A 12,027-nucleotide genomic window follows, 5' to 3' on the forward strand; every position below is an offset into this window, starting at 1 on the left:
TTTCGTAAGCTATCCTAGGCGTGGCGCGCACGCTTGTTGCGTGCACTTCACCAGAAACCCCCCGGGAGGAAACGCATGGATCGCGCTGTCTGTCTCGTCAAGGATGCTGGCCAGGGCCGCAGGGCCGCCGCCGTTGCCGCGTGTGTGCTGGCGATGGGCCTGGCGGCTTGCTCGTCGCCGATGCCTCCGTGGCAGCCGCCGCGCACCATCCTGGAACCCGCGCCGCCGCCATCGCCCCCTGCACGTGTGACCACACTGCCGCCCATGCCTGCGTCGCCGCCGACGTACACAGCCCCACCCCCGGACACCGCCGAGCCCCCGCAAGCAACGCCTGGTATGGCGAACCCGGCGTCGACCTACTGCCTGCAGCGCGGTGGCCAACTCGAATTCTCGACTCGCGCAAATGGCGCCAATGTGGGTACCTGTGTGAGCCCTGGCGGGGACGAATGCGAGGAATGGGCATTCCTGCGCGGCAGCTGCACGTGGTGAACGTGCCGGCGCAGACTGGCAAAAGGGCCGCAATGCGCGGCCCTTTCTCGTCGGATCGCGAGGAGCCCGCCTATCGGCGCGCCACCACGACCTTGTCGGCGGATTCGGCCACCAGCCGCATCGGGACCCCGGCTGCCTGCAACTTCTGCCACGTCACGCGTCGCATGAAGGCGTAGGCGGGCGGACCGTCGGTCCAGCGCTTGATCCACTCGTCGGTGGTGGTCACCACTTTTTGCGGCTCGAGCTCGGCGCCCATCTGCAGCTCGTCGAAGCCGGAGACGAGCGTCATCGGACGGCCGAGGTAGTAGATGGCGGTCTGGTCCAGCCACTCGACGGAGTAGAACGGCGTCTCGGGCGAAATCGGGCCGGTGGCGCTCAGTGTTTTTTCGATGACGTCGCGGGCGGAGAGGGCATCGCGGAAGATATCGCTGGCGTTGAGCGTCCTGTCCCAGCAAAGCAGGGCGGAGAGCGCAAGGACAATCACCGCCAGCGTGCGTCGCTGCCAGTACAACGCGATCAGGGCGGCGACCGTGCCGATGGCCAGCATGGCCATGACTTCGCGCAGCATCGGCATGGCTTGTGCCACCTGCGCGGCTGGCATCTTGGCACCGGCCTTGGCGCCGATCAGCGGCACCGCCAGCGATACACCGACAGCGATCGCGAGGTTCACGCCGAGCGCCCAGCCGACAGCGCGCGTCGGCAGCTTCTCGAGCGCCAGCGTCAATATGATCGCCAGGGCCGGAAAGGCCGGCACGATATAGCCCGGCAACTTCGAGTTGGACGCCGAAAAGAACAGGAAGACCATCGCCGTCCATGCAATAGACCAGCGCATCAGATCAAATTGCCGGGTACCGACAAAGAGATCGGCCAAACGGCCGATGCGTCGGCCGATGGCGGCAAACAGCAGCGGCGTCCAGGGCAGCAGCCCGGCTGCCCCCACGGCGATGAAATACCACCATTTGCCGGAGCGATGGTGCTCGTTGGTCAGGAAACGCTCGAAATGCTCGTGGATGAAGAAGAAGTGGAAGAATTCCGGATTGCGCTGCTGCACGAGCACGAACCACGGCACGGTCGTGATCAGGTAGAGCGCCAGGCCGGGCAGCCAGTACATGCGGCGGATGAGTATCCAGTCGCGCGTCATCAGCAGGTACGCCACGCCAATCAGGCCCGGCAGTACCAGCCCGATCAGCCCCTTTGTGAGCGTGGCGCCGGCCAGCGCGAGCCAGACCACCAGCATCCATATCAGCCGCCCGTTGCGCGAGGCATCGGGCCGCTGCGCGAGCGCAAACCCGCACGCACCCACAGTCAGGAAGAAGCCGACGCCCATGTCCAGGGTGATGACCTGTCCGAACAGGACGTATAGCAGCGAGGAGCCGAGGATTGCCGCGCCCGTTGCTGCTGCGCGTCGGCCTCGATAGACGCCCAACGTCCATGCCGTCATGACGATGCCGCCCAGCCCGAACAGGATCGGCCACAGGCGCGCACCCCAGGCACTGACGCCAAAGGCCTCGAACGTCGCGGCTGTCGTCCAGTATTGCAGGGGCGGCTTCTCGAAATACTTCAGATCGTTCAGGCGGGGTGTCACCCAATCGCCCGAGGCCACCATCTCTCGCGGGATTTCCGCGTAGCGCCCCTCATCCGGTCGGTACAGGGTGGAACGCTGGAACAGGTCATCCGTCCATAGCGCGAGAAACACGGCGATGAGCGCCAAGACAATCAACGCCATCCAGGGAGAACGGCGCCGGGAGAAAGCAGTGCGGGATTCCATGCGATGAGGGGCACGGTCGGAAAGGCTAGGATTCTAGTCCATGCCGGATCGGCACATGGAGAGTGTTGGGGTGGAAACCGGCGTGTCTCGGCTCAGCGGCTCAAAATGCGTCCATGCGAGAGCCTGTCGAGCAAGCGCACGGTCGCCCCAACCGTATCTGCGCGCCCCCCATGCCGGATATGCATACCCTATCTGACGCCTCTTCCGTCGCAGCCAGATGAAGATGCCTGGATGCGCGGAGCGGATCGGCGCGCATGCTGGAATGGAGCAGGGCGTGGCACGATGTCATCCGTGTCGCCCACCACTGCCCGCAGCGAGTCACCTCCCTCCGGTGCCGGGAACGCATCACCAGAAGGCGTGACGCGCGCGCAGTCCGCTTTGTCTGACACAAAGCCAGCCGCGCGCGAGGGTCGATGCGGTTCTACCGCTTGAGCGCGGCCGCTTCCTTGGCGAGCGCCGTGATGCCGGCCCAGTCGCCGGCAGCAACCTTGTCCTTGGGCACCATCCAGGAACCGCCCACGCACATCACATTCGGCAGCGCCAGGTAGTCGGGCGCGGTCTTTGCCGTAATCCCTCCCGTCGGGCAGAAGCGCACATCGCCGAACGGGCCATGGATGGACTTGAGCATGGGGATGCCGCCTGCGGCTTCGGCGGGGAAGAACTTCAGCGTGGTCAGGCCACACTCCAGCGCGGTGATCAGCTCCGAAGGCGTGACGATGCCCGGTAACCATTCCAGGCCCGACTCGGCCTGCGCCAGCGCGAGCGCCGTCGTGATGCCGGGTGACACGGCAAACACGGCACCCGCATCGCGTGCCTGCACAAAATGCTCGGGCCGTGTCAGCGTGCCGGCACCAACGATGGCATCGCTGCCCAGGTCCTTGACCACGGCACGGATGGCATCCAGCGCCACCGGCGTGCGCAGAGTGATCTCGAACGTGCGGATACCGCCTTCGTAAAGCGCGCGGCAGACCTTGACGCCTTCATCGACGGATTGGAATTGCAGCACCGGAATGACGGGGCCGGCCTTGACGACGGAATCGATATCCACAACGTTCTCCTAGTTCAACAGCAATACCCAAGGCGGATCAGATGACGGTCGACAGCGCGAGCGTCAGCAGCAGCGCCACGATCGAGATGATGGTTTCCAGCACCGTCCACGTCTTGAAGGTTTCGGGCACGGTCAGGTTGAAGTACTCCTTCACGAGCCAGAAGCCGCCGTCATTCACGTGCGACAGGATCAGCGAACCCGCGCCGGTGGCCAGCACCATCAGTTCCGGCTTGACAGCGGCGCCCGAGGCAGCAGCGATCGGCGCGACGATGCCGCAGGCGGTGGTCATGGCCACCGTTGCGGAACCCGTGGCAATGCGGATCATCACGGCCACCACCCAGCCCAGCAGCAGCGGGGACAGGCTGGCGCTCATCGCGACGTCCACGATGGCCTTTGATACGCCCGAGTCGCGCAGGATCTGGCCAAAGCCGCCGCCCGCGCCCACCACCAGCGTGATCGTGGCAATCGGGGCCAGGCAGTCATTGGTGAACTTGAGGATGGTCTCGCGGTTGAAGCCGCGCGCCTTGCCGAAGGTGTAGAAGCTCACCAGTGCGGCGATCAGCAGGGCCATGACCGAGTTGCCGGCCAGCTTCAGGATGTCGTTGGCCAGCGTCTTGGGCGTGGTGAAGACGTCGGCCCAGCTACCGATGAGCATCAGCACGACGGGCAGCAGGATCGTGAACAGCGTCACACCAAAGCCCGGCAGATCGCGCTTCTGGTCGGCTTCAACAAACTGCTTTTCCAGCGGGTTGTCCGGGTTCGGCTTCACATAGCGCGAGATCAGCATCGCGAACAGCGGACCGGCCAGGATGGCCGTCGGCAGGCCGACGATCAGTGCGTACAGGATGGTCTTGCCGATGTCCGCCTGGTAAGCCGTCACCGCTAGGAGCGCGGCCGGGTGCGGCGGGATCAGGCCGTGCACCACCGACAGGCCAGCCACCATCGGCAGGCCGACCATCAGGATCGGCGTACCCGTGCGCTTGGCCACGTTGAAGGCAATCGGGATCAGCAGCACGAAGCCCACCTCGAAGAACACCGGCAAGCCGATGATGAAGGCCACCACCATCATCGCCCAGTGCGCGTTCTTCTCGCCAAAAGCATTGATGAGCGTCTTGGCGATGCGCTCGGCACCGCCTGACTCCGCCATCATCTTGCCGAGCATGGTTCCCAGGCCGACCACCAGCGCAATGTGGCCGAGCGTGCCGCCCACACCGGTTTCGAACGCCTTGACGATATTGCCCATCGGCATGCCGACCACCACGCCCAGCGCGAGCGAGACGACGATCAGCGTGACGAACGGGTTCAGTTTCTGGACGGCGATCAGATAGATCAGCGCCACCACCGCCAGCGCGGCGGTCAGCAATAGCGAGTTGCCTTGCATCGGGACCATCGGGTTTCCTCCTCGGGAATATTCACGGCGCTTGTTTTGATGGGTGCCCCATCGTGCAGGGCGCCCCTTTCCGGACTACGGATTACGGCTTCTTGTAGGCCACGCAATCGACTTCGACCTTGCAGTCGATGACCATGCTCGACACCACGCACGCCCGCGCGGGCGGGTTGGCGCCGAAGTACTCCTTGAACACCTTGTTGAACGACTGGAAATCACGCGGATCATCCAGCCACACGCCGCAGCGCACGACGTGCTCGGGGCCGTAGCCCGCTTCAGCCAGGATGGCCAGCACGTTCTTGATGGTCTGGTGCGATTGCTCGACGATGCCGTTGCCGACAACCTCGCCGTTCACCATGGGCGTCTGGCCCGAGACAAACAGCCAGCCGTCTGCGCCGGCCGCGCGGGCAAAGGGCAGGTGCTGGCCACCGGTGCCGGTGCCGCCTTCAACGCCAATTCGGGTAATCGTCATCGCTACGTTCCTTCTTTCAAACCAATACGGGGATCAGTGGATTTCAGCGGTGGCCGTTGCCTGTGCGCGCAGGCCGCGCCTGAGAAAGCGCCCAGCGCGTTGCGGCTGGACGGCGCCATCTCGATAAGACAGGTGGCCGTTGACCCAGACCGCTGCAATGCCCGCCGCCGGCTGCTGCGGGTCGGTAAAGGTGGCGACGTCGCGCACCGTTTCCGGGTCGAACAACACGAGGTCGGCCCAATAGCCCTCGCGCACGAGGCCGCGTGCGGTCAGGCCAAAGCGCTCGGCCGATTGGCCTGTCATCTTGCGGATGGCGGCCGAAAGCGAGAGCAGCTTGCGCTCGCGGCTGTAGTAGCCGAGCACGCGCGGGAAGGCGCCCCACAGACGCGGATGTGGCTTCGGATCGTTCGGCAGGCCGTCGGAGCCAATCACCGTGGCGGGGTGCGTGATGATGCGGTCCAGATCCTGCGCCGACATGTTGTGGTACACGGCGCCGGCCGGCTGCAGGCGGCGTGCGGCGCCCATCAGGTCGGTGCCCCACGCGGCGGCAATCTCCTTGAGCGTCTGTCCGGCCATGCCCGGCTCCGGCTCCGACCACGTGATGAAGATGTCGAACTCATCCGTCACCTGCTTCAAGTCCAGCGTGGACGAGCTTGCGGTGTACGGATAGCAGTCGCACCCGACGGGCTGATAGCGCTGCGCCCCTTCGATGGATTCCAGCACCTCGCCCGCGCGTCCCCAGTTGGCCGCGCCCGCGCACTTCAGGTGCGAGATCACGATCGGCACGCGCGCATGTTTGCCGACACGGTACGCCTCGTCCATCGCGTCGAGAATCGCGGCAAATTCGGTACGCAGATGCGTCGTGTAGATCGCGCCGGCTTCGGCCAGCGGCTCCGCCAGGCCCATCACTTCTTCGGTAGTGGAAGCAAAGGCGTTGGCGTAGGCCAGGCCGGTCGACAGGCCCAGTGCGCCGTGATCGAGCGCCTCGCGCAACTGCACGCGCATGCCTTCGACTTCATCGGCGGTGGCGGGGCGGTCGAGGCGGTCCAGGTGATTGTTGCGCAGCGCCGTATGGCCGATCAGCGCGGCCACGTTCACGGCCGGGTGTGCGTGCTCCACGGCTTCCACGTACGACGCAAAGGTCGGGTACGCAAATGCGCTGGCGGGCCCCAGCAGGTTCATCGGGTCGGGCGGTTCACCCTTGAGCGTGGCCGGCGACGCGCTGATGCCACAGTTGCCCACGATGACGGTCGTAATGCCCTGCGACACCTTGCACAGCATGTCGGGCGTGCGGATCACGTTGGTGTCGTCGTGCGTATGCACGTCGATGAAGCCGGGGGCAAGGACGCGGCCCTCGCCGGCGATTTCCGCATCCCCCAGCCAGGCGGTGGAGTCCGATGTGGCGATGGCGGCGATGCGACCGTCGGTGATGGCCACGTCGAACAGCGTGGCCTCGGGTTCGTGGCCGCTGCCGTCCACAATGCGGACCTGGCGGATGACGATGTCGTACTGCTGCATGTCAATCTCCGAGCGGCTGGCGATTGCCGCCGCCGCGATGCGCATCGAGCACGTACTTGATGCGCCGTAAGAGCTCCTTGCTGCGATCGGACTGCTGCAGTGCGACCTCGGTGGCCAGCAGGTCGATCATCATCATCATGGCGTAGCGCGATGACGACGGCTTGAAGATGAAATCGGTCTCCATGGCCTGGATCGGCAGCAAGACGTCGGCCAGCGCCGCCAGCGGCGAGCCGATCGCCGTCACGGCGATGACCTTGGCGCCGTACTCGCGCGCGATGTTCACGCTATCGATCACCTCCGGCACATGGCCGGTCACGGAAAAGACGACCACCACGTCATCGGGGCTGAGCGTGGCCGAGACCATCCGCTGCAGCATCGAATCATGATAGGTGGTGACCGGCCGTCCCAGGCGTGCAAGGCGGTAGCGCATCTCGTCGGCCATGGTGGTGGAGCCGCCGCCCATGCCGAACACGGCGATCATGCGCGCCGCAGCCAGCGCGATTGCCGCATTGCGGAACGCCTCGGGCCGCACCAGCGCGCGGTTGGCCTCCAGCACATTGGTGATGTCGGCCAGGATGCCGTCGGCACTGGAGGGCGGGCGATCGGCGCCGCCATCCAGAAAGCGCTGGCCCACTGCGGCCGCCTGCGCTAGCTTGAGCTTGAGCTCGCGCACGTCGCGGCAGCCCATCGCCTTGGCAAAACGGGTGACGCTGGCTTCGCTCACGCCGGCGCGTTCGGCCAACGTCTGGATGCTGCCTGCCGCAGCTTCGGCAATGTCGCCCAGGACGGTCTGCGCGACCTTCTGCTCGGCAGGACGCAGGTCGGCGGCTCGCTGGGAAATACGGGTGACGATGTCGATCGGTTCGCGCATGACGGGCTCCCGGTATGCATCCGGCGGGCGGCTGACGGAGATGTTTGGTACTTTGTAACAGGCTGGCCGGGAGAATAATTTCGCCGCTATGATTGTGTCAACCCGATATTTACCCCATCAGGGGATGAGTCGATCGCCATGAATGATACAAAGTACCAAGGAGATGCCGCCGCCCTCGTCAACCCCCTCGATAAGGGGCTGGGTGCGCTGGAACATGCGTGTGCGCCGGAGCAGGTGGTAGCCCGGCGATGGAATGTGCTGAACGAAGACCTGAGCCTGCCGGCGGCCGTGCTGTCGCAATCCCGTCTGGAACACAACCTGGCATGGATGCAGGGCTTCGTGAGCGAATATGGCGCGAAGCTCGCGCCGCACGGCAAGACGACGATGGCGCCGCGCCTGTTCCAGCGCCAGCTGGCGGGTGGCGCCTGGGGGATCACCCTGGCAACGGCACACCAGACGCATGTGGCCTATGCCCACGGCGTGCGCCGCGTGCTGATGGCGAATCAGTTGGTCGGCAAGCGCAACATGGCCATCCTGGCCGAACTGCTGGCGGATCCATCGTTCGAGTTCTTCTGTCTGGTGGATGCGCCCGATCAGGTGGATCAGCTTGCCGCCTTTTTCGGCTCGGCAGGTCGGCCGATCCAGGTGCTCATCGAGTTGGGCGTGCAGGGTGGCCGCACAGGTGTGCGCGACGATGCGCAGCTGCAATCGGTGCTCGATGCGCTGGCGCGTGCCAATGGCGCGGTCAGGCTTGCCGGCGTTGAAGTCTATGAAGGCGTGATCAAGGAAGAGGCGGACATCCGCGCGTTCCTGCAGCGTGCCGTGAAGGTCATCGGCGACCTGGCGAAAGCGGGGCGCCTGCAACGCACGCCAGCGGTACTGACCGGCGCGGGCTCGGCCTGGTACGACGTGGTGGCGGAAGAATTTGCGAAGGCCGATATCGGCCAGCCGCTCGATGTCGTGCTGCGTCCCGGCTGCTACCTGACGCACGACGTGGGCATCTACCGCGGCGCGCAGGCGCGCATCGACGCCAACAACCCCATCGCGCACAGGATGCGGTCGAGCCTGCTGCCCGCGCTGCAACTCTGGGCCTACGTGCAATCGGTACCGGAGGCCGAGCGCGCCATCGTGGCACTGGGCAAGCGCGATGCCGCGTTCGACGCCGGCCTGCCGCTGCCGGTGCTGCGCTTCCGCCCAGGCGACAAGACGCCGTCGGCCACGCCCGCACACTGGGAAATCACCGGCATGATGGATCAGCACGCCTACCTGAAGATCGCCCCCGGCGACGACATCAAGGTCGGTGACATGATCGCCTTCGACATCTCGCATCCGTGCCTGACGTTCGACAAATGGCGTCAGATCCCAGTGATCGACGACGCGTACAACGTGGTCGATGTCGTCCAGACGTACTTCTGAACAGACTGAACATGGCAGACATCCTGGCCTATGGCGAAGCGTTGATCGAATTCAACCAGGCTGACCCCGGCAGCACCGCGTGGAACTTCGGTTTTGGCGGGGATACGTCCAACTTCTGCATTGCCGCGGCGCGGCAGGGTGCGCGCACCGGCTACATCAGCGCCGTAGGCGGCGACCGCTTTGGGCAGGCGCTACGCGCGCTGTGGCAGGCAGAAGGCGTGGACCATACCTACGTGCACACCGATGTGCAGGCGTCCACCGGCCTGTACTTCGTCTCGCACGATGCGCGCGGCCACCATTTCGACTATTTGCGTGCAGGGTCTGCGGCCAGCCGCTTCCAGACCACGCAACTCCCGCTGCAGGCCATTGCGGCGGCCAAGGCGTTTCACCTGTCGGGCATCAGCCTGGCGATCAGCGATACCGCGTGCGACGCGGGTCTGGCGGCGATGGCGCATGCGCGGGCGTCGGGCGTGCTGGTATCGTTCGATACCAATCTGCGCTTGCGCCTGTGGCCGCTGGCGCGCGCTCGCGCCGTCATGCGCGAGGCTATGCAAACGTGCGACCTCTGCCTGCCGAGCTGGGATGACGTGACGGTGCTGCTCGATTGCCACGATCGTGACGGCATTGTCGATACGCTGCTCGGCTGGGGCGTGAAGCTGGTGGCGCTCAAGATGGGCGCGGAAGGCTGCTACGTGGCCACGCCCGAGTCGCGCACGCTGGTGCCGCGTCATACCGTCAATGCGATCGATGCCACCGGCGCGGGCGACTGCTTTGGTGGTTCGTTTGTGGCGCGGATTGTTGCCGGGGATTCGCCAGTAGAGGCGGCGCGGTATGCCAATGTGGCCGCGGCGATTTCGACCACGGGGTATAGCGCTGTGGCGCCGATTCCGCGGGCTGAGGCTGTGCGGGCGGCGTTGGGGCTGCCAGCCTGAAGGGCGATTTCCTGAGTCTGTTACCGCAAGCAAAACGCCACCGTACTGCGACGCGGTGGCGTTTTGTTTTCAGGCGAATTGCGTTGTCTCGTCTGGAGGAGTCAGCCACGGTCATCCATTGCGGACAAATTGCAATTGACCTCCGATGTCGCTCTCAGGCGGGCGGCATATCGACGTGCCGCTCGGGGCGCGGACCGTATAACCGCATCGGAGTGGTTTGTGCGCTAGCCACTCACTTGCGTGCGCGGGTCTCCAGCGATCAGCACAGCGCCGCAGGCGGTCTTCATGCCGCGCAGCGCGACCTTCACGCCGTTGACTTCGTAGTTGTCGGCACCCTCGATGATCGGGAACGGACCGCCGCACTTGGGGCACATCACCATGTTGCCCCTACCAGCCATCGGAAGGCCATACAGGTCGGTACCGGGGATGCCGTCCAGCACGACACCGCCGTGGTCGGTGGGATCGCCTACGCGGATGATTTCAGCGCTCACGTATCTTTCAGGATTTTTGTCGTCATTTTCGGATGCAACGCTTTGGTAGTACCTAGTCAACCTAGGTTCTTCCTGTTGCGTCGTTGGATCAACCAACTGAATAAGACCGCTGATCCAGCCGTAGGCAAGAAGAAAAGTCCATACACAAGGGGCCACGCAGAGGAAAGATCCCAAAACCCTCCCGCTGCAGAGTGATGGAGCCAGAACGTAGGGACAGCCGCTCCGCAGTATGGTCCCATGATCGATGCAATGTAGGGGTTGTCAGAGTTGGATACGGTGCGGGCGATAACCCGACCTACCAGTACCAGGATCAGTACCAGAATCGCTAGAAATAGCATGATGTCGATGAGATCCATCTTTCAACTAAGGCAATCAACTGCAATGACGTAATGGGCGCTCACGCGTCGTACTCGCCCATCCATGTCCACACGACAAGCGCTTCGTCTTGCGGCAACCCCAACCCGAAGCGGACCATCGGTTCGCCTCGTTGACGGAAGACACTGCGGCCATTGGCAACCCACGCAGCCTCCGGATGATCCGGAGGCAGCGAGGCCCGCCACAAACCAGTCAGCGGAGTCGGTTCCCCCGAGCGCACTGTCACCGGGGCACCGGTTTGCGTGGGTGGCGCGTTGACGCGAAAGCGCACGCTGTCCAAGAGCCGGTTCCACAAGGCCAGCGCTTCTTCGTCCGTGAGTGAAGAGGATTGACCCAGCGTCCGGTTGGCCTTGACGCCAGTGTTGAGCTGAATGTCGACCGAGGCGGGGTTCAGTGCGCTGCCACTCTTGCCGATGGAGGCCCACAGGAATTCATGGGCGAACACGCCTTTTTCGATACCGTCGCGCCGCAACAGGACTTGCTCGCCTTTCCAGCCATTGACTTCACGCTTGCCCAATTGCAAACGCGTGACCCCAGGGACAGTCGCCTTACCCATCGCGCTGTAATGTCGTTCGATCAGGCCTGGATCGCCACCAGTGCTTGCATCTTTGTTGGACAGAATTGAGAAGCTGACATCGGGGAAGCTCGGGAGGTCGATGCCTACGCCAAAGATTTCCTGGAAGCTGCCAGATGAATCTGCAATGAAGCCGTGGTCGATGCATACACCGGGCGCGGTGGGGATTTCTGTGTTCTTGCGCGCGCGGAGGCCATGCACTAGTCGCCCAAGCTCCTTGCCGCCGGTAAACCACTCATATAGATTGGAGCCGCTTGAGGCGAAGGTCATGTGTGCTTCTAACCCATACTGCCGTGCATACTTGTCTTCGAATGACCGAACTTCAATGCTGTTACTGGATGGTTCTAGCCTGAAGTAGGTAATCTCCGCGGTCTTGCTAGATGCGAGCACCTTGGCACGATAGCTTTCGGCCATTTCTTTTAGGCGGCCCGCTTCGCCAACGTGGACAACAATCTTTGCGGGGAACTCTTGGAATCCCCAGAGTAATTCCGCCTCAGCAGGGACCTCCACCACATTGCGCCCGAAACAGACGTGCTTAGTCTTGGCAAACAGCTTTTGCAAGCGCGGCGACATGACAACGGGTTCCGACATTTTTTTCTCCGCAAAGGCTGTCGATACGTAGCCCGCCAGCAGAAGGCATGTCGACCCGATGGCGAAGACGCGGTAAATCATTGCTCCTCGATGCG

At 64.0% G+C, this 12,027-nt stretch carries 11 protein-coding genes; 3 read left to right on the forward strand and 8 right to left on the reverse strand.

Going from position 1 to position 12,027, the window contains the following annotated elements; translation table 11 throughout:
- Window positions 1-75 precede the first annotated feature (75 nt).
- Window positions 76-489: a putative hemolysin gene (locus R2N03_RS11075; RefSeq protein ID WP_316657622.1), complete on the forward strand. Its 414-nt coding sequence runs from the start codon at window positions 76-78 to the stop codon at window positions 487-489.
- A gap of 70 nt (window positions 490-559) precedes the next feature.
- Here the strand turns inward: R2N03_RS11075 and R2N03_RS11080 are convergent, their stop codons facing one another.
- The 6 genes from R2N03_RS11080 to R2N03_RS11105 form a co-directional block, all read right to left on the reverse strand.
- A complete protein-coding gene (locus R2N03_RS11080; protein ID WP_316657623.1) occupies window positions 560-2,215 on the reverse strand; it encodes a glycosyltransferase family 39 protein in 1,656 nt (551 codons plus the stop codon).
- Window positions 2,216-2,678: 463 nt separating this feature from the next.
- Window positions 2,679-3,305, reverse strand: a complete 627-nt coding sequence (locus R2N03_RS11085) for a bifunctional 4-hydroxy-2-oxoglutarate aldolase/2-dehydro-3-deoxy-phosphogluconate aldolase (RefSeq protein ID WP_316657624.1) — start codon at window positions 3,303-3,305, stop codon at window positions 2,679-2,681.
- A gap of 37 nt (window positions 3,306-3,342) precedes the next feature.
- Entirely contained in the window at window positions 3,343-4,695 is a 1,353-nt protein-coding gene (locus R2N03_RS11090; RefSeq protein ID WP_316657625.1) for a GntP family permease, read from the reverse strand.
- An 82-nt stretch (window positions 4,696-4,777) separates the two neighbouring features.
- Window positions 4,778-5,164 (reverse strand): RidA family protein, encoded by a 387-nt coding sequence (locus R2N03_RS11095; RefSeq protein WP_009240594.1) that lies wholly within the window; start codon window positions 5,162-5,164, stop codon window positions 4,778-4,780.
- Between the two features lie 33 nt (window positions 5,165-5,197).
- Window positions 5,198-6,682 carry a D-aminoacylase gene (locus tag R2N03_RS11100; RefSeq protein WP_316657629.1) on the reverse strand — a complete coding sequence of 495 codons (1,485 nt, stop codon included), beginning with the start codon at window positions 6,680-6,682 and terminating at the stop codon, window positions 5,198-5,200.
- 1 nt (window position 6,683) lies between these two features.
- Window positions 6,684-7,553 (reverse strand): MurR/RpiR family transcriptional regulator, encoded by an 870-nt coding sequence (locus R2N03_RS11105; RefSeq protein WP_316657630.1) that lies wholly within the window; start codon window positions 7,551-7,553, stop codon window positions 6,684-6,686.
- Window positions 7,554-7,691: 138 nt separating this feature from the next.
- On the opposite strand from R2N03_RS11105, the gene R2N03_RS11110 reads away from it, so the two are divergent.
- Entirely contained in the window at window positions 7,692-8,969 is a 1,278-nt protein-coding gene (locus R2N03_RS11110) for an amino acid deaminase (protein WP_316657631.1), read from the forward strand.
- Between the two features lie 11 nt (window positions 8,970-8,980).
- A complete protein-coding gene (locus R2N03_RS11115; protein ID WP_316657633.1) occupies window positions 8,981-9,901 on the forward strand; it encodes a sugar kinase in 921 nt (306 codons plus the stop codon).
- A gap of 224 nt (window positions 9,902-10,125) precedes the next feature.
- Here the strand turns inward: R2N03_RS11115 and R2N03_RS11120 are convergent, their stop codons facing one another.
- A complete protein-coding gene (locus R2N03_RS11120; protein ID WP_316657635.1) occupies window positions 10,126-10,392 on the reverse strand; it encodes a PAAR domain-containing protein in 267 nt (88 codons plus the stop codon).
- Between the two features lie 397 nt (window positions 10,393-10,789).
- Window positions 10,790-12,013 carry a T6SS immunity protein Tli4 family protein gene (locus tag R2N03_RS11125; protein WP_316657637.1) on the reverse strand — a complete coding sequence of 408 codons (1,224 nt, stop codon included), beginning with the start codon at window positions 12,011-12,013 and terminating at the stop codon, window positions 10,790-10,792.
- Between the last annotated feature and the right edge of the window lie 14 nt (window positions 12,014-12,027).

It is taken from the genome of Ralstonia condita (assembly GCF_958405655.1).
Taxonomy (GTDB): domain Bacteria; phylum Pseudomonadota; class Gammaproteobacteria; order Burkholderiales; family Burkholderiaceae; genus Ralstonia; species Ralstonia condita.

Bases quoted from the DNA above. Each gene is read 5' to 3' on its own strand.
- R2N03_RS11110 (WP_316657631.1), top strand. From the start codon at position 7,692: ATGAATGATACAAAGTACCAAGGAGATGCCGCCGCCCTCGTCAACCCC.
- R2N03_RS11090 (WP_316657625.1), bottom strand. From the start codon at position 4,695: ATGGTCCCGATGCAAGGCAACTCGCTATTGCTGACCGCCGCGCTGGCG.
- R2N03_RS11095 (WP_009240594.1), bottom strand. From the start codon at position 5,164: ATGACGATTACCCGAATTGGCGTTGAAGGCGGCACCGGCACCGGTGGC.
- R2N03_RS11125 (WP_316657637.1), bottom strand. From the start codon at position 12,013: ATGATTTACCGCGTCTTCGCCATCGGGTCGACATGCCTTCTGCTGGCG.
- R2N03_RS11100 (WP_316657629.1), bottom strand. From the start codon at position 6,682: ATGCAGCAGTACGACATCGTCATCCGCCAGGTCCGCATTGTGGACGGC.
- R2N03_RS11075 (WP_316657622.1), top strand. From the start codon at position 76: ATGGATCGCGCTGTCTGTCTCGTCAAGGATGCTGGCCAGGGCCGCAGG.
- R2N03_RS11105 (WP_316657630.1), bottom strand. From the start codon at position 7,553: ATGCGCGAACCGATCGACATCGTCACCCGTATTTCCCAGCGAGCCGCC.
- R2N03_RS11080 (WP_316657623.1), bottom strand. From the start codon at position 2,215: ATGGCGTTGATTGTCTTGGCGCTCATCGCCGTGTTTCTCGCGCTATGG.
- R2N03_RS11115 (WP_316657633.1), top strand. From the start codon at position 8,981: ATGGCAGACATCCTGGCCTATGGCGAAGCGTTGATCGAATTCAACCAG.